The following is a 23,397-nucleotide window of genomic DNA, read 5'->3' as shown; positions in this document are numbered from 1 at the left end:
GAGCCGGAGGGCGAGGCGTCTGCGGAGCGCAGGTCGCCTGACCGCGCCGAGGGCCACACGTCCGGTCCACAGCCGGACGACGCCCCTGCCCGGAGCGCAGTGCCGCTCGGGAGCCTCTTGCCGAGTTCCGAGGCCGAGGATGCGGCGCCGGTGGACGACCGCGCCGCGGATTCCGGGCACCGGGACGCGGTGGGAGCGGAGCGCAGGTCGCCCGGTGTTGTCCCCGGGGGCCACACGTCCCGGCCCGGGTCGGGGGGTGCCCGTCCCGGGGGCGCAGTGCCGCTCGGGAGCCTCTTGCCGAGTTCCGAGGCCGAGGATGCGGCGCCGGTGGAGGACCCTGCGCCGGGCGCGGGGCACCGGGACGCGGCGGGAGCGGAGGAGGGCCTTCCGGAGGCGCCGCCCCAGGACACCGCGCGTGCCGGTGGCCCCGCCCCGGATCCTCGCGCCGAGCAGACGGCCCCGTCTCCTCAGACCTCCCATGTCCACCTGACCAAGCCCCCCAGCGAGCCTCGCCCCACGCCGAACCCCTGGGCTCCGCCCGTGGACACGGGCTCCGCCGGGTGGAGCGGCGGGCCCACGCCCCCCGCCCCCAACGAGCCGACGGTTCCCGGCGTCCCGGGGGCGAGCGCGCCGAACGCCGGCCCTTGGGCCAACCCCTTCGCCCCGCCGTCCTCCTCCGGCAACCCCTTCGCGCCCCCCGCGGCCCGCACCCCCTATCCCCAGCCCGCGCCGGAAGAACACGTCCCCCCGCCGCCCATCGCCCCGGACGGCCCGGGGCGGCCGGCGTACCCCTACGACTACCCGCAGTACGCTCCCGTCCCGCCGCAGGGCCCCTACCAGGGCGGCTACGGCTGGCCCCCGATGCCGTCGGCGCCGAGCAACGGGATGGGTACCGCCGGTCTCGTGCTGGGGATCCTCGCGGCGGTGGTGTTCTGTCTGTGGCCGCTGGCCATCGTGCTGGGAGTGCTCGGCGTGATCTTCGGTGTGATCGGTCGTCGTAAGGCGCGCAGGGGCGAGGCGAGCAACCCCGGGCAGGCGCTGGCCGGGATCATCTGCGGAGCCGTCGGCATCGGCCTGGGCATCGCGATGCTCGTCTTCCTCATCGTCGTCCCGGACGACAGCGGCAGTGGTGACTCGGGCGGCGACGACGGCTTCTCCACCGCCCTCGTCATGGAGCAGCCGTAGAGGAGCCGCACCTGCCGTCCACCGGGAACGGCTAGCGCAGTCGCTCCCGCGCCTCCATCAACGCGAACCCCAGCAGATTGGGCCCCCGCCACCGCTCGGGATTCGCCGCCCGCTCGTCGTCCTTCGCGAGCCCGATGCCCCACACCCGGTCCAGCGGGCTCGCCTCGACCAGCACCCGCTCACCCGTGCCCAGCAGGAACTCCCGCAGATCGGCGTGCGCGGCGAACTTGTGGACGCTGCCCTCGACCACGATCCCGAGCCGCTCGCGCTCCCATATGGTCTCGTCGAAGCCGCGCACGAGCCGCCCCGCCTTCTTCGCCAGCGCGGGACTGGACGCGTCGAGCGCGCGCCGCTCCGCCTCCGCGTCGCCGAAGAGCCGGGCCTTCGACGCCATCATCCAGTGCTCCGCCGTCGCATACTCGACATCGTCGACGGCGAACGGTGAGGGCCACCACTGACTCAGGCAGCTCGCGCTCACCTGTCCGTCGAGTCGCGGGCGGTGCCCCCAGAAGTGCAGGTACTTGACCCTCGCCCCCGAGCGGACCGCGCTGACCAGCGTCTCCCAAGAATCGATCTTCCCCATGCACGCCACTGTGGCACGCACCACTGACATTCCGTCCCGCCTTTTCCAGAAGGACTCGACACCTGGTCGACAGATTCCGTCGCGTAACCAAAAGGCAACAACGGAATCACTTGTTGGAGTCCCCTAGCTCTGTCAGGATCGGCACTCAAATCGAGCTGGAGCTACGCCGACCCCCGCGCCAGCGGGAAGGGTGGCGGAGGAGAGCGACATGCACAAACCGGGCCATCGCTTCCAGGCGCAGGACCGCCTCGCGGACGGCGCGCAGTACATCGCGGGGCGGCTGACCAAGGGCACCTCCGGCCGCACGCACGCGGTCGTGAACCCCGCCACCGGCGAAGAGGTGTACACCTACGAGCTGGCGAGCACCGTCGACGTGGACGCGGCCGTCTCCGCCGCCCGCGAGGCGTTTCCCGGCTGGGCGGGCGCCACCCCGGGCGAGCGCTCCGACGCGCTGCACCGCTTCGCCGCCGTGCTCGCCGAGCGTGCCGACGAGTTCGCCAGGGCCGAGTCGCTGCAGTGCGGAAAGCCCCTCAAGCTGACGCGCGAGTTCGACGTCCCGGGCACCATCGACAACACTGCCTACTTCGCGGGCGCGGCCCGGCACCTCCAGGGCCAGTCCGCGGGCGAGTACTCCGGCGACCACACCTCATACGTACGCCGTGAACCCATCGGCGTCGTCGGCTCCATCGCCCCCTGGAACTACCCTCTCCAGATGGCCGCCTGGAAGATCCTCCCGGCGATCGCCGCGGGCAACACGATCGTCCTCAAGCCCGCCGAGCTGACCCCGCTCACCTCTCTGCTGTTCGCCGAGGCGGCCACCGAGGCGGGGATCCCGGACGGTGTCATCAACATCGTCACGGGCCTGGGCAAGGAGGCCGGTGAGCACCTCGTCGGCCACCCCGATGTGGCGATGACCTCCTTCACCGGGTCCACCGCCGTCGGCAAGCGCGTCGCGGAGATCGCCACGTCGACCGTCAAGCGCCTCCACCTGGAGCTGGGCGGCAAGGCGCCCTTCGTCGTCTTCGACGACGCGGATCTGGAGGCCGCCGTGCACGGCGCTGTCGCCGGGTCGCTGATCAACACTGGCCAGGACTGCACGGCCGCCACGCGCGCGTACGTGCAAAGGCCCCTCTACGAAGAGTTCGTTTCGAGGACGGCCGCTCTCATGGCGTCCGTCCGGGTGGGCGACCCGTTCGCGCCCGACACCGACCTCGGCCCGCTGATCTCGCACGCTCAGCGCGACCGCGTCGCCGGCTTCGTCGACCGGGCCCGCGACTACGCGCGCGTGGTCACTGGCGGAGAAGCCCCACAGGGTGATCTCAAGAGCGGCGCCTACTATGCGCCCACGCTCGTCGCCGACGCCGCCCAGGACAGCGAGATCGTGCAGGCCGAGATTTTCGGCCCGGTGCTCGTCGTGCTGCCCTTCGACACCGACGAGGAGGGCATCGCGCTCGCCAACGACACGCCGTACGGACTCGCGGCCTCCGCCTGGAGCCGTGATGTCTACCGCGCGAACCGCGCGACCCGCGAGATCAAGGCGGGCTGCGTCTGGGTCAACGACCACATTCCGATCATCAGCGAGATGCCGCACGGCGGCTACAAGGCGTCCGGCTTCGGCAAGGACATGTCCGCCTACTCCTTCGAGGAGTACACGCAGATCAAGCACGTCATGTTCGACAACACCGCGGTGGCCAGGAAGGACTGGCACCGCACGATCTTCGGGGACCGGCCCTAGCCGAGTTTCGGCTGAGGCCAAGAGGCAGACCAGGCCACGACCACGGCCGCAACCCTTCCGAAAGGGCACCAGAGCATGGAGCAGTACGAGCCCGAACGCCTGTCCCCGGTCCAACTGGCCGCCCTACGGCGCAGTTTCAGGAACGGCAGGGCCTCCCTCAGCCGCCGGTCGCTGCTGCGCGCCTCCGCGGGCGGCGCGCTCGCCGTCGGCGGTCTGGGGGCGCTGAGCGCCTGCGGGATCCCCGCCGCCGGCAAGACCCAGGGCGGCGTCTCGGCCGAGGACCACTCGGCCAAGGAGAAGACGATCAACTTCTCCAACTGGACCGAGTACATGGACGTCGACGACAGCGAGAAGCACCACCCCACGCTCGACGCGTTCACCCAGCGGACCGGTATCAAGGTCAAGTACACCGAGGACATCAACGACAACGTCGAGTTCTTCGGCAAGATCAAGCCGCAGCTGGCGGCGGGCCAGGACACCGGGCGCGACATCATCGTCGTCACCGACTGGCTGGCGGCGCGCCTGATCCGTTTCGGCTGGGTGCAGAAGCTCAACGCCTCCAACCTGCCGCACGCCTTCACGAACCTGTCGGACCAGTTCCGCAATCCGGACTGGGACCCCGGGCGCGCCTACTCCTACCCCTGGCAGGGCATCTCGACCGTCATCGCCTACAACAAGAAGGCGCTCGACGGCATCGAGGTCAAGTCGCTCTCCGACATGCTCGACAACCCCAAGCTCAAGGGGCGCGTCGGCTTCCTGTCCGAGATGCGTGACAGCGTCGGCATGACGCTGCTCGACCTGGGCAAGGACCCGGAGAAGTTCACGGACGACGACTTCGACGCGGCGATCGCCCGTATGCAGAAGGCCGTCGACAAGGGCCAGATCCGCCGCTTCACCGGCAACGACTACACGTCGGACCTCACCAAGGGTGACTTCGCGGCCTGTATCGCCTGGGCCGGCGACGTCGTCCAGCTCAAGGCGGACAGCCCCGACGTCGACTTCCTCATCCCGGACAGCGGCTATCTGACGTCCACGGACAACATGCTGATCCCCAACAAGGCACGTCACAAGACGAACGCCGAGCGGCTCATGGACTACTACTACGAACCCGAGCCCGCCGCGGAGCTCGCCGCCTACATCAACTACGTGTGTCCCGTCGACGGAGTGAAGCCCTATCTCGCGAAGATCGACAAGAACGCGGCGAACAACCCGCTGATCATTCCTGACAAGGCCATGGCCGCCAAGTCTCACGCCTTCCGCTCGCTGACGCAGAAGGAAGAGACGGCCTACGAAGAGAAGTTCGCGAAGCTCACAGGGGCGTGACCACGATGACGAATGACAACAGCGGCGACGTCCGCCTCTCCGGGATCAGCAAGACGTACGGCTCCTTCACGGCCGTCCACCCGCTCGACCTGACCGTGCCCCAGGGTTCCTTCTTCGCCCTCCTCGGCGCGTCGGGCTGCGGCAAGACCACCACCCTGCGGATGATCGCGGGCCTGGAGGAGCCCACTTCGGGGACGGTGTCCCTGGGCGAGCAGGACGTGACGAACCTGCCGCCCTACAAGCGGCCGGTGAACACCGTCTTCCAGTCGTACGCCCTCTTCCCGCACCTCGACATCTTCGAGAACGTCGCCTTCGGCCTGCGGCGGCGCGGCATCAAGTCGGTGAAGAAGCAGGTCGAGGACATGCTCGACCTCGTACAGCTCGGCGAGCAGGCGCGCAAGAAGCCGCACCAGCTCTCCGGTGGGCAGCAGCAGCGCGTCGCCGTGGCCCGCGCGCTGATCAACACCCCCAAGGTGCTGCTCCTCGACGAGCCGCTCGGCGCCCTCGACCTCAAGCTGCGCCGCCAGATGCAGCTGGAGCTCAAGCGCATCCAGACCGAGGTCGGCATCACCTTCATCCACGTCACGCACGACCAGGAGGAGGCCATGACGATGGCCGACACGGTCGCCGTGATGAACGCGGGCCGCGTCGAGCAGCTCGGCTCGCCCGCCGACCTCTACGAGAACCCGAACACCACCTTCGTCGCCAACTTCCTCGGCACCTCCAACCTCATCGAGGCCGAGGTCGACTCCAAGAGCGGCGACGAGATCGTCCTCAAGGCGGGCGGCGGCAAGCTCGTCCTGCCCGAGGCGCGATGTTCCGCGCCCACCACGACCGGCGGCAAGGTCCTGGTCGGTGTGCGCCCGGAGAAGATCTCCCTCACCCACGCCGACGACGCGGGCGAGATCCCGGTGGGCCGCAACCGCATCACCGGCAAGATCGCCGACTCCAGCTTCATCGGCGTCTCCACCCAGTACGTCATCGACAGCGCGGTCTGCCCCGAGTTCGAGGTCTACGCCCAGAACATCGACCGCGACTCCCGGCTCACCCCCGGCGCCGACGTCGTCCTGCACTGGTCCCCGGCGCACACCTTCGGCCTGGACGCCACGCAGGACATCGACGCGGGCGTCGAGACCGTCGAGGAAGAGGCGGCCTGATGTCCACGCTCACCGAGGCGCCCCCGCCTCTCGCGCCGACCGCCCCGGAGAAGAAGCCGCCCCGCAAACGCGGCCGCCTCGTCCCGTACTGGCTGCTGCTGCCCGGCATCCTGTGGCTGATCGTCTTCTTCGCGCTGCCGATGATCTACCAGGCCTCCACGTCCGTCCAGACGGGCTCCCTGGAGGAGGGCTTCAAGGTCACCTGGCACTTCCAGACGTACTGGAACGCCCTCGTCGACTACTGGCCGCAGTTCTTTCGCTCGGTGCTCTACGCCGGTGCGGCCACGATCCTGTGCCTGCTGCTCGGCTATCCGCTCGCGTATCTGATCGCCTTCCGCGCGGGCCGCTGGCGCAACCTGATCATGATCCTGGTCATCGCGCCGTTCTTCACCAGCTTCCTGATCCGCACGCTCGCCTGGAAGACGATCCTCGCGGACAGCAGCCCTGTCGTGCACACCCTCAACTCGCTGCACATCCTGTCCGTCACGAACTGGCTCGGCATGACCGACGGCCACCGCGTGCTGGCCACGCCACTGGCAGTGGTCTGCGGACTCACGTACAACTTCCTGCCGTTCATGATCCTGCCGCTCTACAGCTCGCTGGAGCGGATCGACGGACGTCTGCACGAGGCGGCGGGCGACCTTTACGCCAGGCCGTTCACCACGTTCCGCAAGGTGACGTTCCCCCTGTCGATGCCGGGTGTGGTGTCCGGGACGCTGCTGACGTTCATCCCCGCCAGCGGTGACTACGTGAACGCCGACCTGCTCGGCTCCACGGACACCCGGATGGTCGGCAACGTCATCCAGACCCAGTTCCTGCGGATTCTCGACTATCCGACGGCCGCGGCGCTTTCCTTCATCCTCATGGCCGCGATCCTCATCATGGTCACGCTCTACATCCGTAAGTCCGGGACGGAGGATCTGGTTTAAATGGCCTTCGTACGCTGGCTCAAGCGTCATCTCGTGGTCATCGCGGGACTCCTGACACTCGGATATCTGCTGCTGCCCAATGTCGTCGTCACGGTGTTCTCCTTCAATAAGCCGAAGGGGCGCTTCAATTACGAGTGGCAGCAGTTCTCGACGGACGCATGGCGCGACCCGTGCGGGGTCGCCGACATGTGCGGCTCACTCTCGATCAGCCTTCAGATCGCCGTCTGGGCGACGATCGGGGCCACCGTCCTGGGCACGATGATCGCCTTCGCGCTGGTCCGCTACCGCTTCCGCGCGCGCGGCGCGGTGAACTCGCTGATCTTCCTGCCGATGGCGATGCCCGAGGTCGTGATGGCCGCCTCGCTGCTCACCCTCTTCCTCAACATGGGCGCTCAGCTGGGCTTCTGGACGATCCTGATCGCCCACATCATGTTCTGCCTCAGCTTCGTCGTCACCGCCGTCAAGGCACGTGTCATGTCGATGGACCCGCGCCTGGAGCAGGCGGCGCAGGACCTGTACGCCGGTCCGGCGCAGACCTTCCTGCGCGTCACCCTGCCCATCGCGGCCCCCGGAATCGCCGCGGGTGCGCTGCTCGCCTTCGCGCTCTCCTTCGACGACTTCATCATCACCAACTTCAACGCCGGCTCGACCGTCACCTTCCCCATGTTCGTCTGGGGCTCGGCCCAGCGCGGAACACCCGTTCAGATCAATGTCATCGGTACGGCCATGTTCCTCGTCGCCGTACTGTTCGTCCTGGCCGGAATGGTCGTGGGCAACCGCCGGAACAAGCAAAAGGCATAACCCTCGCAAACCCTTGTAGGGAGTTGAAATCATGGCCCCAAGCGCCATGACCCCTTGGAATCACTGGACGAAGTCTCTTTCCGACGCCCAGCCGGTCTCGTACTGGCTGGACGACCCCGGCAAACCCCGTCCGGAGCCCGCGCTCACCGGCGCCGAGACCTGCGACCTGCTCGTCGTCGGCGGCGGCTACAGCGGACTGTGGACGGCGCTGATCGCCAAGGAGCGCGACCCGGGGCGCGAGGTGGTCCTCGTCGAGGGCCGTGAGGTGGGCTGGGCCGCCTCCGGCCGCAACGGCGGCTTCTGCGCCGCCTCGCTCACGCACGGTCTGGCCAACGGCCTCACCCGCTGGCCCGAGGAGATCAGGAAGCTGGAGGAACTGGGCGCCCGCAACCTCGACGCGATCGAGGCGGCGGTCGCCCGCTACTCGCTCGACTGCGACTTCGAGCGCAGCGGCGAGATCGATGTCGCCACCGAGCCGCACCAGGCGGCCGAACTGCGCGCGTGGCACGAGGAACTGGAGCGCGAGGGACTCGCCGACGGCATCGAGTTCCTCGACACCGAGGCGGTACGGGAACAAGTCGACTCACCGACATTCCTCGCCGGGCTGCACGACCGCCGCGGCGTCGCCATGCTCCACCCCGCCAAGCTCGCCTGGGGCCTGAAGAGGGCATGCCTGCGGCTGGGGGTGCGGGTGTACGAGCACACTCCCGCGCTCCAGTTGAAGCCGTACGGCGCCGGCATGGCCGTACGCACGCCGTACGGTTCGATCCGCGCCCGCCGGGTCGCGCTGGGCACCAACATCTTCCCGAACCTGGTCAAGCGCGTGCGGGCGTACACCGTGCCGGTCTACGACTACGCGCTGATGACCGAGCCGCTCACCGCCGACCAGCTGGCGTCGATCGGCTGGAAGAACCGCCAGGGCCTTGGGGATTCCGCGAACCAGTTCCACTACTTCCGGCTGTCGGCCGACAACCGGATCCTGTGGGGCGGTTACGACGCTGTCTACCCGTACGGCGGCCGGATGCGCGCGGAGTACGACGACCGCCCGGAGACCTACGCCAAGCTCGCCGGGCACTTCTTCACCTGCTTCCCGCAGCTGGAGGGCGTCCGCTTCAGCCACGCCTGGGGCGGCGCGATCGACACCTGCTCGCGTTTCTCGGCGTTCTTCGGCACGGCCCATCAGGGCAAGGTCGCGTACGCGGCGGGGTACACCGGCCTCGGGGTGGGCGCCACCCGGTTCGGCGCGGACGTGATGCTCGATCTGCTCGCGGGGGAGCGCACGGAACGTACCGAGCTGGACATGGTGCGCAAGAAGCCGCTGCCGTTCCCGCCGGAGCCCTTCGCCTGGACCGGCATCGCGCTCACCAAGTGGTCGCTGGCGCGGGCGGACACGCGCGGCGGCAAGCGCAATCTCTGGCTGAAGACGATGGACAAGCTGGGGCTCGGCTTCGACAGCTGACCGTTGACGGGTTCGACAGCTGACCGAGACGCGCCTCCCGTCAACAATTATTCAGAACCCGCGTAATGCCCGGCCCGAACCTCCCTCTCCCTTGTGACGCGACCAGCGTCGACACGAGAAAGGGAGGTTCCGCCATGACAGGGGCTAAGACGGCGGTCGAGTGGCTGGCATCGGTGGCTCCGGATCCCGAGGCCTGCCGGTGGGAGTGGGAGCGCAATCCGATGGGGGTCGCGCTGCTTCCGGCGGGCAGGGCCTGGGACGTACTCATCCTGCCGGGCGAGCTCGGCTATCCGACGCTCGACGTGCTCAGCAGGGTGATCGACCAACTCGGCCCGGTGCTCGTCGACTTCGGCGACGCCCGGATGGGTTTCTTCGTGCCCGCGGGCACGGCGGCCCGGTGGCTCGGCACGGGGGTGCGCACTGCGGGTCGCGGTACCTGGATCGTGGTGCCGTACCCGGGCCGGTCGACCGGCGGGGTCCGCTGGCTGATTCCGCCGGACGGCTCGGGCACGCTCACGGATCCCGGTCTGCTGGAACTGGCCATGCACGAGGCCGCGGCGGGTCTCGCCGGAAACGAGGACCGATAGCCGTGACGGGGCCGGACCCCGGCAACGGTCACAGGCGTCGTACGCGTCAGAGGTCTTGACAACAGAATTGGTCTGGACCAAGTTGGGCCGCGCTCCACCCTCCCGATTCCCCCATGCCCGGAGGCAGTTGTGGATCGCACCGGACCGTTCGTACCTCGAAGACTTCTCGCCGTGTGCACGGCCACCGGCCTGGCCGTATCCGGCCTTGCCGCGCTCTCGTCGGCCGCCCGTGCGGCCGACGCGGACCTCGCCAGGAACGGCGGGTTCGAGTCGGGCCTCGACGGCTGGACCTGCACGGCGGCCGCCACCGTCAACTCACCTGTGCGAAGCGGAAATTCGGCGCTGAAGGCGACCCCGGCCGGCAGCGACTACGCACAGTGCTCCCAGACCGTGACCGTCAAACCCGACTCCCAGTACACCCTCTCCGGCTACGTCCGCGGCAGCTATGTCTACCTCGGGGCGAGCGGCACCGGCACCACCGACGTCTCCACCTGGACCCAGTCCGCGACCGACTGGCAGCAGCTCACCACCACCTTCCGCACCGGCACCGCCACCAGCAAGGTCACGATCTACACGCACGGCTGGTACGGCACGGGCACCTACTACGCCGACGACCTCTCCCTGGTCGGCCCCGGTGTCGACGCCGGCCGGCCCCCGGCCGCGCCCACCGGCCTGGCGGTCGGCGCGGTCACGTCGTCCACGGTCGCCCTGTCCTGGTCGACGGTGCCCGGCGCGACCGGTTACGCCCTCTACCGCGACGGCGTCAAAATCCAGACGGCCACCGGCACTTCGGCGACCGTGAGCGGCCTGTCACCCTCCACGGCGTACTCCTTCCAGGTCGCCGCGACCAACGACGCGGGGGAGTCCGCGAAGTCGGCGACCGTCACGGCAACCACCTCCGCCGGGTCGGGCGGCGGCTCTGCGGACCTCCCCACCCACGCCCTCGTCGGCTACCTCCATGCGAGCTTCGCCAACGGCGCCGGCTACACCCGCATGGCCGACGTACCCGACAGCTGGGACGTCATCGACCTGGCGTTCGGCGAACCCACCTCCACCACTTCCGGCGACATCCGCTTCACTCGCTGCCCGGTCACCGAGTGCCCGACGGTCGAGAGCGACGCCGACTTCAAGGCGGCCATCAAGGCGAAGCAGGCGGCGGGCAAGAAGGTGCTGATCTCGATCGGCGGCCAGAACGGCCAGGTGCAGCTCACCACCACGGCCGCCCGCGACACCTTCGTCTCCTCGGTCTCGAAGATCATCGACACCTACGGCCTGGACGGCCTGGACATCGACTTCGAGGGCCACTCGCTCTCCCTGGACGCGAGCGACACCGACTTCAAGAGCCCGACGACGCCGGTGATCGTGAACCTGATCTCGGCGCTGAAGACACTGAAAGCCAAGTACGGTACGAAGTTCGTCCTGACGATGGCCCCGGAGACCTTCTTCGTCCAGCTCGGCTACCAGTACTACGGCACCGGCAAATGGGGCGGCCAGGACCCGCGCGCCGGCGCCTACCTCCCGGTCATCCACGCCCTGCGCGAGGACCTGACCCTCCTGCACGTCCAGGACTACAACTCCGGCTCGATCATGGGCCTCGACAACCAGTACCACTCCATGGGCGGCGCCGACTTCCACATCGCCATGACCGACATGCTCCTGACCGGTTTCCCGGTAGCGGGCGACGCGAACAACGTCTTCCCGCCCCTGCGCCCCGACCAGATAGCCATCGGCATGCCGGCCTCGACGAACGCGGGCAACGGCTACGTGTCCCCGACCGAGGTGGACAAGGCCCTCGACTGCCTCACCAAGAAGAGCAACTGCGGCTCGTACACCACCCACGGCACCTGGCCGGCCCTGCGCGGCCTGATGACCTGGTCGGTCAACTGGGACCGGTACTCGAGCTGGGAGTTCTCGACGAACTTCGACGGGTATTTCGGCTGAGGAACATCGCGAGTCCTCTCAGCAGCACGGCGCACAGGCACCAGCTCGCCACCACGTCCAGGGGCCAGTGGTAGCCGCGGCGGATCAGGCCGAAAGCGACCAGGGCGTTCAGGACGAGACAGGTGATGACCAGCCCGCGGCGGGCGACCGTGATGCGCAGCCAGGGGAGGAGGAGCAGGGTCGCGGCGCCGTACGCGACGGCCGCGGTCGCCGTATGGCCCGAGGGGTAGAAGCCCGTGCCCGGGCCCATGACCGGGGGGCCCGGGCGGGCGAGGAGTTCCTTCAGGGGGACGATCAGTGCCGGTACGGCGGCCATCAGCACCGCCGCCCCGGTGGACGGCAGCCACCAGCGGTCGATACCTGCCCGGCGGGCGCGGACGGCCACGTACCCGAGGACGACGGTGAGGACCGGCACGGCGACCGTGATGTTGCCGAGGCCGGCGAGGAGTTCGTAGACGCGGGCCGGGTGGACCAGGGAGCCGCTGAGGCGTTCGTCCGCGCGGGCGAGGGGGCCGTGGGCGGCGACCTGCCAGGTGATCAGCGCGAAGAGGAGGGCCGGGAGGCCGAGGAGGAAGGTCGGCCGCCCCGGAACAGGGGGGGTAGTTCCGAGGCGGCCGTCCAGATCGGAATGCCGCGCGCCCCGGGGGGTTTGGGGCGGGCGACTGTCCGATCGGTGAGGAGATCCGGAGCCGGAAGCTCCGAGTGTGTGCGCGAGGGCACGACCAGGGCGAAGCTGGGGAGGCCTCGACCCGGTGTCACCCACAGTCCCCTGTGGGCGGGGTGTATCTCTCATCTGGGTAGAACTTACGACAGGGGGTCCTGCTCCGACAGACGGAATCGCGTCCCGTCATGCACCTCGCACACCTTCTTCACACGCTCTGACCCTGGCCGCCCTGGCACCGGAACCAAGCGGAATCCGGTGTGACCGGTGATCCGGAGTCCGCTGCTGGGGCGGCTGGGGCGTCAGATGCGGGCGAAGGCCTGCTCGATGATGTCGAGGCCCTCGTTCAGCAGGTCCTCGCCGATGACCAGCGGGGGCAGGAAGCGGAGGACGTTGCCGTAGGTGCCACAGGTCAGGACCAGCAGGCCCTCCTGGTGGCAGGCCTTGGCGAGGGCGCCGGCCGCCTCCGCGTTCGGCTCCTTGGTGGCGCGGTCCTTGACGAGCTCGATGGCGATCATGGCGCCACGGCCGCGGACCTCGCCGATGATGTCGAACTTCTCGGCCATCGCGCCGAGGCGGGCCTTCATGACGGCCTCGATGTTCTTCGCCTTGGCGTTGAGGTCGAGCTCCTTCATCGTCTCGATCGCGCCGAGCGCACCCGCGCAGGCCACCGGGTTGCCGCCATAGGTGCCGCCCAGGCCGCCCGCGTGCGCGGCGTCCATGATCTCGGCGCGGCCGGTGACGGCGGCGAGCGGCAGACCGCCCGCGATGCCCTTGGCGGTGGTGATCAGGTCGGGGACGATGCCCTCGTCCTCGCAGGCGAACCACTGGCCGGTGCGGCAGAAGCCGGACTGGATCTCGTCTGCCACGAAGACGATGCCGTTGTCCTGGGCGAACTTGCTGATGGCGGGAAGGAAGCCCTTGGCGGGCTCGATGAAGCCGCCCTCGCCGAGCACCGGCTCGATGATGATCGCGGCGACGTTCTCGGCGCCGATCTGCTTGTTGATCATGTCGATGGCCTGGGTGGACGCCTCGGCGCCGGCGTTCTCCGGGCCGGTCAGCCAGCGGTAGCCGTACGCCACCGGGACGCGGTAGACCTCGGGCGCGAACGGGCCGAAGCCGTGCTTGTACGGCATGTTCTTGGCGGTCAGCGCCATCGTGAGGTTCGTGCGGCCGTGGTAGCCGTGGTCGAAGACGACGACGGCCTGACGCTTGGTGTACGCACGGGCGATCTTGACGGCGTTCTCGACGGCCTCGGCGCCCGAGTTGAACAGGGCCGACTTCTTGGCGTGGTCACCCGGCGTGAGCTCGGCCAGCGCCTCGGCGACGGCGACGTACCCCTCGTACGGCGTGACCATGAAACAGGTGTGGGTGAAGTCCTGCAGCTGGGCGGAGGCCCGGCGTACGACGGCCTCGGCGCTCGCGCCGACGGATGTCACGGCGATGCCGGAGCCGAAGTCGATCAGACGGTTCCCGTCGACGTCCTCGATGATCCCGCCGCCGGCGCGCGTGGTGAACACAGGGAGCACCGAGCCCACACCGGCCGCGACCGCGGCGATACGGCGGGCCTGCAGCTCCTGCGACTTCGGGCCGGGGATGGCGGTGACGACGCGGCGCTCCTGCGGAAGTGCGGTCATGAGGGGCTCCCTGATGATCTTGCGAAACGGGGGTGCGGCGGTGGTTCCTAGGGACGGCTGCCGACCGGTGTTTTCGGACGCTTACGTTCTTTCTTCGCAGGCTAGGGCCGGGGACAGGGGGTGGGCATGCTCCATGTGGGCGGTGTCGGGGGATTCGCTTGTCCGTGATGGACATAGAGCGGCGGGCGCGCCGCCGCCGGGTATCCGTGCGGGCCCGGCCGTGTAAACGGTGAACTCGCCCCGTGAGGGCACTAGATTGACTCGCGGACGACGCACGGAGCGGCTGGTCAGGGGGCAAGGGCGATGGACAGCGACGGGACGCAGGACGCGCGGGGCACGCATGCCAATCGTGTGCCGCGTCCGGCGGGGCCGCCAGATGTGCCGGTGGCGCCCGGTGTGCCGCCCCGGCCCGCGCGGGCGCCCGGCGTGCCGCCGTTGCCGGACGGGTCGGACTTCCTGGCCTGGGTGCGGGCGCCCCGGCCCGAGACGGCGCCCGGGGTGTGGCGGTTCGGGCACCGGCCGCGGCCCGAGGAGGAGCCGGAGCGGATTCCGGCGCGGCAGCTGCTGAGCGGGGCCGTGATCGCGTTTCTGGTCGGCTGGCTGGTCTGGTCGCTGCTGTGGAACGGCTACCTGGGCGGCTGGTGGGTGCTGCCGCTGGAGCTGTTCACCCCTGACTCCTGGCGGCACAGCGGCGATCGCGTCGGAAACGCGTTTCTCTGGTACGGCTACTACACGCTGATCGCCCTCATCATCGTGATCGCCGTCGGCCGGCTCGGCCGATGGGGTGAAGTGTGGCGGCGCTACGGGCTGCCGGCCTGGCAGCGGGCCGCTCCCGTGAGCGAGCGCCCGCCCGCGCCCGAGGAAGACCCCGCCCAGTGGAACCAGCTCCGTGCCGCCGGTGCGAGCGACGCCGCCGACCGGCTCGCCGCCGAGGCCCGTACCGGGCTGATGCGCGACGTCGACCACGCCCGGATCGCCCGCGCCTGGCAGGGCGTACGGAGCGGACGGCACAGCCTCGCCACGTTCACCGGGGCGGTGCTGAAGGACGGCGCCGCCGCCTGTCTGCATCCCTCCGGAGAACGCGATCTGCCCGGCCGGCTCGCCCGGCACGATCTCGTGACCGGGCAGGTGCGGCTCGGGACGACGGCGGACGATCCGCGCAATCCGTATGCCTATCGCGGCACCGGACTCGCCCTCGGGCCCGACCTGCTGGGCACTTCGCTGCTCGCCGTCGGCCCCGCCGGCTCCGGGAAGACCGGTGGTGTCGTCTGGCCGCTCGCCGAGTCGCTGTGCCTGCACGCGCTCGCCGGGCGGGCCGCGGTGGTCGTGGTGGGTGCCGCGGGCGCCGGGCTCGGGCCCGTGGACGCCTACGACGTCGTCGTACGGATCGGGAATCCCGAGTCCGTGTACGACCTCGACCTGTACGGCGGGACCACCGACCCCGACGAGGCCGCGGCCGTGCTCGCCGAGGCGCTCGTCGGGGATCTCGCCGATCCGCACCCCGGAGGCGACAGCCGGCGGTCGACCACCGTGCTCGCCCAGCTGCTGGGCCCCTTCCAGGCCGTCCACGGCCGGTTCCCGTCGGTGCCCGAACTTCGGCAGCTCCTCGACGGCGCTCCCGGACCGCTGGGCGCGCTGCGCAAGGCACTGGAGGACACCGGACAGGAGTCGCTCCTGCGGGAACTCGACGCACGCGCGCGCCAGTTGGGTCAGCCGGGGGACGGAGGGGCGGTGCTCGCGGACCGGGTGGCGCTGCTCGACCGGCCCGCGTTCGCGGGGTTCTTCGACACGTCCGGACAGTCGCGGCCCTTCTCGCTGCGGGCCCTCGACCATCCGGTGCGGGTACGGATCGATCTGCCCGCGCGCGGGCACGCGGACGCCTCGCGCATCCTCGCGAGGCTGGTGCTCGCCCAGTTCACGGCGAGTGTCGCGGTGCGCGAGGACAGGTCGCTGTTCGCCTGTCTGGTGCTCGACGACGCGACGGGGATCGTCACGCCCGAGGCCGTACGCGGGATTCAGCGGCTGCGGTCCGGAAACGCAGGCGCCGTGCTGACCCTGCGCACGCTCGACGACGTGCCCCGGCCGCTGCGCAGCCCGCTGCTCGGCGCCATCGGCTGCCGCATGGCACTGGCCGGGCTCACCCCCTGGGACGGGCAGGACTTCGCCGAGGTCTGGGGCAAGGAGTGGATCGAGGCGCGGGACGTCACCGACCGGCAGATCATCGCCGAGACCCCGGCGGGCAAGGCCGTGCACATGTTGCGGCGGGTGATCACCGGGCACGCGCCGACCGCCCGGGCCGTCACCGTGCGGCAGGTCGAGCGGGAGCGGTGGTCCGCGTCCGAGCTGGCGCACGGGGTGCCGCCGGGGCACGCGGTGCTGTCGCTGACGAGTGTGCAGGGGGAGCACGCCCCGCCGTTGCTGGTGGATCTGCGGAGCTGAGCGGGACGTATGGGCATGCGGTCACGCGGTGACCGTACGGTGAGGCAGAATCGACACAGGTCGTTCATACGTGGCGGCCAAAAGATCACAAAGATCACACAGACCTGAAGGCCTCATGCCCCCCACGCTCGCCTCGCTCGTCCACCACTCCGCGCTGAAGCTCACCGTGCGCGCGGGCGAGGACCGCCTGGATGTGCCCGTCCGCTGGGCGCACGTCAGTGAGCTCGCCGACCCCGTGCCGTACATGGAGGGCGGGGAGCTGTTGCTGATCACCGCGCTCAAACTGGACGCGGAGGACCCCGAGGCCATGCGGCGCTATGTGAAGCGGCTGGCGGGATCCGGGGTCGTCGGGCTCGGCTTCGCCGTCGGGGTCAACTACGAGGAGATCCCGAAGGCGCTCGTCGACGCGGCGGAGGAAGAGGGGCTGCCGCTGCTGGAGGTGCCCCGGCGCACGCCCTTCCTCGCCATCAGCAAGGCGGTGTCCGCCGCTATCGCCGCGGATCAGTACCGCGCCGTCACCGCCGGGTTCGCCGCGCAGCGCGAGTTGACCAAGCAGGCGCTCAGCGACGGGCCCGAGGGGCTGCTGTCCGCGCTCGCCGGGCAGGTCGACGGATGGGCGGCGCTGTACGACGCTTCCGGGGCCCTCGTCGCCACCGCGCCCGACTGGGCGGGGCGCCGCGCCGCGCGGCTCACCCCGGACGTGGAGCGGCTGCGGGAGCGTCCCGCGCCGGCCAGTTCGGTGGTGGGGGGCGAGGACCGCGTCGAACTGCACTCCCTCGGGACCGGGCGGCGGCCACGCGCCGCGCTCGCCGTGGGGACCGCCGCGGCCCTCGGCACCGCCGAGCGGTACGCCGTGCACTCGGCGATCGCCCTGCTCACGCTCACCACCGAGCGGTCCCGGCCGTTGCACGCGGCCGAGCAGCGGATCGGCGCGGCCGTGCTGAGGATGCTGCTGGCCGGAGAGCCCGATCACGCGCGGGCCGTCGCCGGGGACCTGTACGGCGAGCTGCTCGACGCGCCCTTCCGGCTGATCCTCGCCGAGTCGGCGTCCGCGTCCGCCGCGCGGGCGCACGCCGACGGGCACGCGCGCGTGGGTGCCGCGGCGCTCTCGAAGGCGGCCGTCGCCGTGCCCGACACCAACGGCGACCCGCTCGGCGGGCTCGCCGAGATCGTCGAGTCCGCCGCCGCGCGCTCCGGTGAGTCGGTGCTCGTCGTGCCCGTCGGGGAGCGGCTCGTCGTACTCGCCGTGGACGGGGGTGCGGCGGTCGCCGCGTGCGGGGAGTACGCGGTGGCTCTGGAGGCGGCGCGGGCTGCTGTACGGGAGCAGCCCGTCGGGGACGAGGACGAGCTGGTCGTCGGGCTCTCGGCGCCCGCCGGGCCGATCGCCGCGGCGGCCGCCTACAAGCAGGCCGAGCAGGCGCTGTCCGTGGCCCGGCGGCGCGGGAGGTTCCTCGTGGAGCACGAGGAGCTGGCGGCCGGGTCCGTGCTGCCGTTGCTCGCGGATGACGCGGTTCGGGCGTTCGCGGACGGGCTGCTGCGGGCGCTGCGCGAGCATGACGCGACCGGACGGGGGGATCTGGTGGCCTCGCTGCGGGCGTGGCTGTCGCGGCACGGGCAGTGGGACGCGGCGGCCGCCGATCTCGGGGTTCACCGGCACACCCTCCGGTACCGGATGCGGCGGGTCGAGGAGATCCTGGGGCGGTCGCTGGACGACCCGGATGTGCGGATGGAACTCTGGCTGGCGTTGAAGGCGACGGCCGCGGCGGGGGAGTGACGGGCCGGTGGCGAGCCGGCCCGTGGTGGGGCCGGCCCGTGGCGGAGGCGGCCCGTGGCGAGCTGGCCCATGGCGAGCTGGCCCGTGGTGGGGCCGGCCCGTGGCGAGCTGGCCCGTGGCGTGGCCGGCCGGTGGAGGAGCCGGTCTGTGGAGGAGTTGCTGATGGCTGCAGTCGCTTCCTCCGCCCCTATCTCCCCCACTCTCGGCTTCGCTCGAGCGGGGTGACCCCCATCGTCCCTGGGGGCTCGCTGGGGGCTCGGCCCCCAGACCCCCGTATCGCGCCGACGCGCTCGTCCTCGAACGCCGGACGGGCTGAAAGTCTCCGACCTGACAAAGTGGCGTGGGCCGCCCTGGGACTGCTACGAGTCGGACAAGCGCCCCCTGGTCCCCGCGGCCCTACCGTGGATCCGAAAGCCAAGGACACCTCAACCTCGGAAGGGCCGGGACTTCACAATGACTTCCACCCACGCCTTCTGGCTCGCCGGCCGCCAGGCCACCGGTGAGACCACGTTCGACGTCACCTCGCCGTGGGACGGCCGAGTCGTCGGCCAGGTCAGCGTGCCGACGGAGGCGCAGGTCGAGGAGGCCGTGGCCGCCGCCTATGCCGTGCGCGACGAGTTCGCCGCCACCCCGGCCCACGTGCGCGCCGCCGCCCTCGACCACGTCAGCAGGCGCCTGGTCGAGCGCACCGAGGAGATCGCGCAGCTCATCTCCGCCGAGAACGGCAAGCCGATCAAGTGGGCCCGCGGCGAGGTCGGCCGCGCGGTGTCCGTGTTCCGGTTCGCCGCCGAGGAAGCGCGCCGCTTCAACGGCGGCGAGGCTCAGCGCCTCGACACCGACCTCGGTGGCCAGGGCCGCCTCGCCCTCACCCGGCGCTTCCCGAAGGGCGTCGTCCTCGGCATCGCTCCCTTCAACTTCCCGCTCAACCTGTGCGCCCACAAGATCGCCCCGGCCATCGCCGCCGGCGCGCCGATCATCCTGAAGCCGGCGCCCGCCACCCCGCTGTCCGGCCTGATCATCGGCGACCTGCTCGCCGAGACGGAGCTGCCCGCCGGCTCGTGGAGCATCCTCCCGGTCGCCAACGACCGCATGCCCGCCCTCGTCCAGGACGAGCGCCTGCCCGTCATCTCCTTCACCGGGTCCGAGAAGGTCGGTTACGCGATCATGGACTCGGTGCCGCGCAAGCACTGCACCCTGGAGCTGGGCGGCAACGGCGCGGCCGTCGTGCTCGGCGACTGGGCGAGCGACGAGGACCTGGACTGGGCCGCGACCCGCATCGCGACCTTCTCCAACTACCAGGGCGGCCAGTCCTGCATCTCCGTGCAGCGTGTGATCGCCGACGCGTCGGTGTACGAGCGGCTGCTGCCGCGCGTGGTCGCCGCCGTCGAGGCCCAGGTGACCGGTGACCCGTCCGACGCCAAGACGGACGTCGGCCCGCTGGTCAGCGAGGACGCCGCCCAGCGTGTCGAGTCGTGGGTCGACGAGGCCGTCCAGGCCGGTGCCACGCTGCACACCGGTGGCAAGCGCGACGGCGCCTCCTACGCGCCGACCGTGCTCACCGACGTACCGGCGGACGTCACGGTCTCCTGCGAGGAGGTCTTCGGGCCGGTCCTCACCGTGCAGAAGGTGGAGGGGGAGGCCGCCGCCTTCGCCGCCGTCAACTCCTCCAAGTACGGGCTCCAGGCCGGTGTGTTCACGCACGACCTGCAGACCGCCTTCCGCGCCCACCGCGCGCTGGAGGTGGGCGGCGTAGTGATCGGCGACGTGCCGTCCTACCGCGCCGACCAGATGCCGTACGGCGGGGTCAAGCAGTCCGGTGTCGGCCGCGAGGGCGTGAAGTTCGCGATGGACGACTACACCTACGAGCGGGTGCTGGTGCTGACGGGCCTCGCGCTCTAAGGGCGTGGACGCCGACGGCCGGAGCCCGCTGTGCGGGGGCTCCGGCCGTCGGCGTATCTCCGGATGGCCGGAAGTCGCCATAGCTTGTGACAATCATTTTCAGGTAAGCTCTTCGAAGGGGCCCGGCACCGATGCCTTCCGGTGCCGGACCCCTGTATCAGCCTCTCCGGACCCTCAGCCGGAGAAGCCGACGTGCGCGAGCCGCAGCGGGCCGCGCAGCCCGAGATGGACGTCGTGCACACCCGCGGCGCTCATCCCCGCGCCGAGCGTGGTGTAGTCGTACGGTCCCTTCGTCCCGCTCACCGTCAGCACGGTGACCGACGAACCGCCGTCCAGGGAGAGTTCCACGACCCCCTCGCCGGACGCCTCGATGGTGACGCCCGTGACACCGTCGCCGAAATCGCAGTCGCGGTAGACGAGTTCACCCGCTCCGTCGCCCGCCGGCGTCACCGCGTCGCCCGCCACCTTCGTACGGTCGACGAGGACGATGCCCCGCTGTTCGTCGAAGTCGGCTGCGTTCAGGCCGCGTTCGAGGGCCGGGCGGGGTGCGCCAGGCTCGCCGTCGAGTTCGACCGTCGTACGGAGTCGGAGATCCTCGCTGGACGCGCCGACGAGGAGTTCGTACCCGCCCGGCTCCAGGCGCGGGCGGCCGAGCGCCACGTCCCAGAACTCGAAGGCGGACAGCGGGACTTCGAAAGCGAAAGACATGGAGGCGCCGGGAGTGAGGTGGACCCGGCGGTGTGCCACCAGCTCGCGGCGCGGGCGCGGCACGGACGGGTCGACGGCGCGGATGTAGACCTGGGCCACCTCGTCGGCGGCCACCTCGCCGGTGTTGGTGAGGGTGAACGAGACCGTCAACGTGTCGGCACCCTCGCGCACATGAAGATCCGCATACGCGAACGACGTGTACGACAAGCCGTGTCCGAACGGGAACAGTGGCGTGCCCTCGAAGTACAGGTACGTCTGGCGGGCGCCGATCACGTCGTAGTCGAGGAGGTCGGGCAGGTCCTCGTCGGCGGCGTACCAGGTCTGCGGGAGGCGGCCCGCGGGGGAGACGTCGCCGGCGAGGACGCGGGCCAGGGCGGTGCCCGCTGCCTGTCCGCCGTGCGCGGTCCACAGGACGGCGGGCAGATCGGCGTGGTCGACCGCGTACGGGTACGCGGAGACCAGGGCCAGCGCCGTGTGCGGGTTCGCCGCGCGGGCGGCACGCAGCAGCCGTTCCTGGTGGGCGGGCAGCCGGAGCGTGGGGCGGTCCTCCGTCTCGCGGCCGTTGATGTGCGGGTCGTTGCCCGCGACGACGAGCACCACGTCGGCGGCGGCCGCCGCGCGGGCCACCGCGTCCTCGCCCCGCTCGGTGAACTCCAGCTCCAGAGTTTCCGCGTTCTCGTCGGCAACCTTGACGCCGTCGGCGGCGACAGAGACGTACCTGCCCGTCCCTGCGTGCTTCAGGAGGTGACCGTTCTCGTGGGATCCGGAGGGTTCCAGGCGGAATGTCTCCTGGACGACCCAGCCGCCGGGCTGGTCGGCGGAGGCGCGCACATAGCCGTCGTCGGCGACCGACAGATAGCGGCCGTCGGGGGCGCGCAGGGTCAGGACGCCCTCGCCCCAGTCGATGAGCGCCAGTTCGGTGCCGGTGGCGTCGGCGGTCAGCGGCGGCAGGTCCGTGCGGCCCGCGAGCAGCGCCGGGTCCAGGGCGCCCTCGGCGCCGCGCACCTCGTCGGCCGCGTCGTCGACGGCGGGCACCGACAGATACGTACCGTACGACGTCCTCAGACGGACCCGGTCCACGCCCTCGGCGAAGTCCACGCGCTCGGCGCCGAAGCGCTCGTACAGGCCCTCCAGGGGTGTCGAGCGGTGGATGAGTGTGCCGCTGTACCAGTCGAGTTTGGACTCGTCGGCGAGCAGGCCGACGACGGCGACGCGGACGTTGGGGCCCAGTGGCAGCAGACCGTCGTTCTTGAGGAGGACGATCGCCTGCTCCGCCGCTTCCCGGGCGAGCGCGCGGTGAGCCGGGGTGTCGAAGTCCTTGATGTCGGCGTAGGGGTCCGCATGCGGGTCGAACTCGCCGAGGCGGAAGCGGACCGCCAACTGGTGGCGGACCGCCGCGTCGATGTCGGTCTCGCTCAACAGGCCCCGGACCAGGGCGCCCTGGACGCGCTCGACGATCCTGGAGCTGTCCGTGCCGTGGTCGGTGAAGCTGTCGACGCCGGCGAGGATCGCGGCGGCGGTGGCCTCCTCGTGGGTGTCGAAATAGTGCTCGGAGTCGACCAGGTTGGAAGGCGCGCCCGCGTCGGAGCAGACCAGCAACTCCTGGTCCGTCCAGGTGCGCAGGTGCTCGCGCAGATACGGCGAGAGGTGGTTGGGGCGGCCGTTGACCAGGTTGTACGCGGGCATCACACCGGCCACCGCGCCCGCTTCCACCGTCTCGCGGAAGGCGCGCAGGTCGTACTCGTGCAGCACGCGCGGGCGGACCGAGGAGGACGAAGTGTCCCTGTTCGTCTCGTTGTTGTGCGCGAGCCAGTGTTTGAGGACGGGCGCCGTGCGCCAGTAGTCCGGGTGGTCGCCGCGCAGGCCGCGGGTGTACGCCGTGGCGATGGCGGAGGTGAGCTTCGGGTCCTCCGAGTAGCCCTCCCCGTTGCGGCCCCACAGGGGGTGGCGCAGCAGGTTGACCGTGGGGGACCAGACGTTGAGGCCCACGCGGTCGTCGCGGGCCCCCATGGCGCGGGTCTCGGCCGAGACCGCCTCGCCGACGCGGCGTACGAGATCGTCGTTCCAGGTCGCGCCGAGGCCCACGGCCTGCGGGAACACCGTCGCCGGGCCCATCCAGGCCACGCCGTGCAGGGCCTCCTGGCCGGTACGGAAGGCCCCGACGCCGAGCCGCTCGACGGCGGGCGCGAACTGGTGCAGGAACGCGATCCGTTCGTCGAGTGTGAGCCGCCCCAGCAGGTCGTCGATGCGCTTCGCGAACGGCAGTCGCGCATCACGGAAAGGTGGCGAAGGCGGCGTTTGTGCGGTCACGTGGTGATCCCTTTGCGGTGGAGCGGCGAGGCACTTTCGAAGCGCTTCGATGCTCATTCGACCGAGGGGTGGGTGTCAAGACACCCTGGCGCAACAACTCCGTTTCCTCACCGCGACTTCAAGTGCCAGGCGGGCCCGATCTGTTACGTGACACCTCCGAGGAATCTTGGAATCGACCCTTGTGCACCCCCAGGTGTTCACTTAACCTCGCAGCAACATCGAAGCGCTTCGACTCACAGGACGTCCCTCTTCGGAGGGCGGGGTCCTCC

Annotated in this window: 16 protein-coding genes; 12 read left to right on the top strand and 4 right to left on the bottom strand. The window is 70.5% G+C overall.

The features are described from left to right. Nucleotides 1-327: 327 nt before the first annotated feature. The gene (locus AB0D27_RS10680) at nucleotides 328-1,185 is read left to right on the top strand and encodes a DUF4190 domain-containing protein (RefSeq protein ID WP_362505145.1); all 858 of its coding nucleotides are present in this window, start codon (nucleotides 328-330) and stop codon (nucleotides 1,183-1,185) included. Between the two features lie 31 nt (nucleotides 1,186-1,216). On the opposite strand, the gene AB0D27_RS10675 is transcribed toward AB0D27_RS10680, so the two are convergent. After that, nucleotides 1,217-1,798 (bottom strand): NADAR family protein, encoded by a 582-nt coding sequence (locus AB0D27_RS10675; protein ID WP_362505143.1) that lies wholly within the window; start codon nucleotides 1,796-1,798, stop codon nucleotides 1,217-1,219. A 178-nt stretch (nucleotides 1,799-1,976) separates the two neighbouring features. On the opposite strand from AB0D27_RS10675, the gene AB0D27_RS10670 reads away from it, so the two are divergent. From AB0D27_RS10670 to AB0D27_RS10635, 8 genes are all read left to right on the top strand, one after another. Beyond that, entirely contained in the window at nucleotides 1,977-3,503 is a 1,527-nt protein-coding gene (locus AB0D27_RS10670; protein WP_362505141.1) for a gamma-aminobutyraldehyde dehydrogenase, read from the top strand. Nucleotides 3,504-3,578: 75 nt separating this feature from the next. Then, a complete protein-coding gene (locus AB0D27_RS10665; protein ID WP_362505139.1) occupies nucleotides 3,579-4,826 on the top strand; it encodes a spermidine/putrescine ABC transporter substrate-binding protein in 1,248 nt (415 codons plus the stop codon). Continuing rightward, nucleotides 4,823-5,983 (top strand): ABC transporter ATP-binding protein, encoded by a 1,161-nt coding sequence (locus AB0D27_RS10660; RefSeq protein ID WP_362505136.1) that lies wholly within the window; start codon nucleotides 4,823-4,825, stop codon nucleotides 5,981-5,983. Before AB0D27_RS10665 ends, AB0D27_RS10660 begins: the two co-directional genes overlap by 4 nt. Then, nucleotides 5,983-6,912 carry an ABC transporter permease gene (locus AB0D27_RS10655; protein WP_362505133.1) on the top strand — a complete coding sequence of 310 codons (930 nt, stop codon included), beginning with the start codon at nucleotides 5,983-5,985 and terminating at the stop codon, nucleotides 6,910-6,912. Before AB0D27_RS10660 ends, AB0D27_RS10655 begins: the two co-directional genes overlap by 1 nt. Further along, nucleotides 6,913-7,713 carry an ABC transporter permease gene (locus AB0D27_RS10650; protein ID WP_362505130.1) on the top strand — a complete coding sequence of 267 codons (801 nt, stop codon included), beginning with the start codon at nucleotides 6,913-6,915 and terminating at the stop codon, nucleotides 7,711-7,713. It abuts the gene before it with no gap. Between the two features lie 31 nt (nucleotides 7,714-7,744). Continuing rightward, on the top strand, nucleotides 7,745-9,172 hold the full coding sequence (locus AB0D27_RS10645; protein ID WP_362505127.1) for an FAD-dependent oxidoreductase: 1,428 nt from the start codon (nucleotides 7,745-7,747) through the stop codon (nucleotides 9,170-9,172). A gap of 134 nt (nucleotides 9,173-9,306) precedes the next feature. Continuing rightward, on the top strand, nucleotides 9,307-9,759 hold the full coding sequence (locus AB0D27_RS10640; RefSeq protein WP_362505124.1) for a hypothetical protein: 453 nt from the start codon (nucleotides 9,307-9,309) through the stop codon (nucleotides 9,757-9,759). Nucleotides 9,760-9,888: 129 nt separating this feature from the next. After that, entirely contained in the window at nucleotides 9,889-11,700 is a 1,812-nt protein-coding gene (locus AB0D27_RS10635) for a glycoside hydrolase family 18 protein (RefSeq protein WP_362505121.1), read from the top strand. On the opposite strand, the gene AB0D27_RS10630 is transcribed toward AB0D27_RS10635, so the two are convergent. After that, nucleotides 11,639-12,493, bottom strand: a complete 855-nt coding sequence (locus AB0D27_RS10630) for a phosphatase PAP2 family protein (protein ID WP_362505118.1) — start codon at nucleotides 12,491-12,493, stop codon at nucleotides 11,639-11,641. The genes AB0D27_RS10635 and AB0D27_RS10630 overlap by 62 nt on opposite strands. Nucleotides 12,494-12,663: 170 nt before the next feature. Next, nucleotides 12,664-13,998 (bottom strand): 4-aminobutyrate--2-oxoglutarate transaminase, encoded by a 1,335-nt coding sequence (gene gabT, locus AB0D27_RS10625; RefSeq protein WP_362505115.1) that lies wholly within the window; start codon nucleotides 13,996-13,998, stop codon nucleotides 12,664-12,666. Between the two features lie 303 nt (nucleotides 13,999-14,301). On the opposite strand from gabT, the gene AB0D27_RS10620 reads away from it, so the two are divergent. The 3 genes from AB0D27_RS10620 to AB0D27_RS10610 all read left to right on the top strand — a co-directional run bounded on the left by AB0D27_RS10620 (nucleotide 14,302) and on the right by AB0D27_RS10610 (nucleotide 20,110). Beyond that, complete coding sequence (locus AB0D27_RS10620) at nucleotides 14,302-16,437, top strand: ATP-binding protein (RefSeq protein WP_362505112.1); 2,136 nt, start codon at nucleotides 14,302-14,304, stop codon at nucleotides 16,435-16,437. Nucleotides 16,438-16,552: 115 nt separating this feature from the next. Next, nucleotides 16,553-18,211, top strand: coding sequence for a PucR family transcriptional regulator (locus AB0D27_RS10615; RefSeq protein ID WP_362505109.1), 1,659 nt, complete (start codon nucleotides 16,553-16,555; stop codon nucleotides 18,209-18,211). Nucleotides 18,212-18,664: 453 nt separating this feature from the next. Then, complete coding sequence (locus AB0D27_RS10610; protein WP_362505106.1) at nucleotides 18,665-20,110, top strand: aldehyde dehydrogenase family protein; 1,446 nt, start codon at nucleotides 18,665-18,667, stop codon at nucleotides 20,108-20,110. Between the two features lie 174 nt (nucleotides 20,111-20,284). Here the strand turns inward: AB0D27_RS10610 and AB0D27_RS10605 are convergent, their stop codons facing one another. After that, nucleotides 20,285-23,128 carry a glycoside hydrolase family 3 C-terminal domain-containing protein gene (locus AB0D27_RS10605; RefSeq protein ID WP_362505103.1) on the bottom strand — a complete coding sequence of 948 codons (2,844 nt, stop codon included), beginning with the start codon at nucleotides 23,126-23,128 and terminating at the stop codon, nucleotides 20,285-20,287. Between the last annotated feature and the right edge of the window lie 269 nt (nucleotides 23,129-23,397).

This window comes from Streptomyces sp. NPDC048415, from assembly GCF_040651675.1.
In the GTDB taxonomy this organism is placed as follows: Bacteria; Actinomycetota; Actinomycetes; order Streptomycetales; family Streptomycetaceae; genus Streptomyces.
Note: the sequence above shows the minus strand (reverse complement) of the source record. Positions and strands in the feature narration are given on the sequence as shown.

Excerpts from the sequence above, each read along its gene's own strand:
- AB0D27_RS10650 (WP_362505130.1), top strand. The coding sequence starts at position 6,913 with ATGGCCTTCGTACGCTGGCTCAAGCGTCATCTCGTGGTCATCGCGGGA.
- AB0D27_RS10675 (WP_362505143.1), bottom strand. The coding sequence starts at position 1,798 with ATGTCAGTGGTGCGTGCCACAGTGGCGTGCATGGGGAAGATCGATTCT.
- AB0D27_RS10665 (WP_362505139.1), top strand. The coding sequence starts at position 3,579 with ATGGAGCAGTACGAGCCCGAACGCCTGTCCCCGGTCCAACTGGCCGCC.
- AB0D27_RS10645 (WP_362505127.1), top strand. The coding sequence starts at position 7,745 with ATGGCCCCAAGCGCCATGACCCCTTGGAATCACTGGACGAAGTCTCTT.
- AB0D27_RS10610 (WP_362505106.1), top strand. The coding sequence starts at position 18,665 with ATGACTTCCACCCACGCCTTCTGGCTCGCCGGCCGCCAGGCCACCGGT.
- AB0D27_RS10655 (WP_362505133.1), top strand. The coding sequence starts at position 5,983 with ATGTCCACGCTCACCGAGGCGCCCCCGCCTCTCGCGCCGACCGCCCCG.
- gabT (WP_362505115.1), bottom strand. The coding sequence starts at position 13,998 with ATGACCGCACTTCCGCAGGAGCGCCGCGTCGTCACCGCCATCCCCGGC.
- AB0D27_RS10630 (WP_362505118.1), bottom strand. The coding sequence starts at position 12,493 with ATGAGAGATACACCCCGCCCACAGGGGACTGTGGGTGACACCGGGTCG.
- AB0D27_RS10620 (WP_362505112.1), top strand. The coding sequence starts at position 14,302 with ATGGACAGCGACGGGACGCAGGACGCGCGGGGCACGCATGCCAATCGT.
- AB0D27_RS10640 (WP_362505124.1), top strand. The coding sequence starts at position 9,307 with ATGACAGGGGCTAAGACGGCGGTCGAGTGGCTGGCATCGGTGGCTCCG.
- AB0D27_RS10615 (WP_362505109.1), top strand. The coding sequence starts at position 16,553 with ATGCCCCCCACGCTCGCCTCGCTCGTCCACCACTCCGCGCTGAAGCTC.
- AB0D27_RS10670 (WP_362505141.1), top strand. The coding sequence starts at position 1,977 with ATGCACAAACCGGGCCATCGCTTCCAGGCGCAGGACCGCCTCGCGGAC.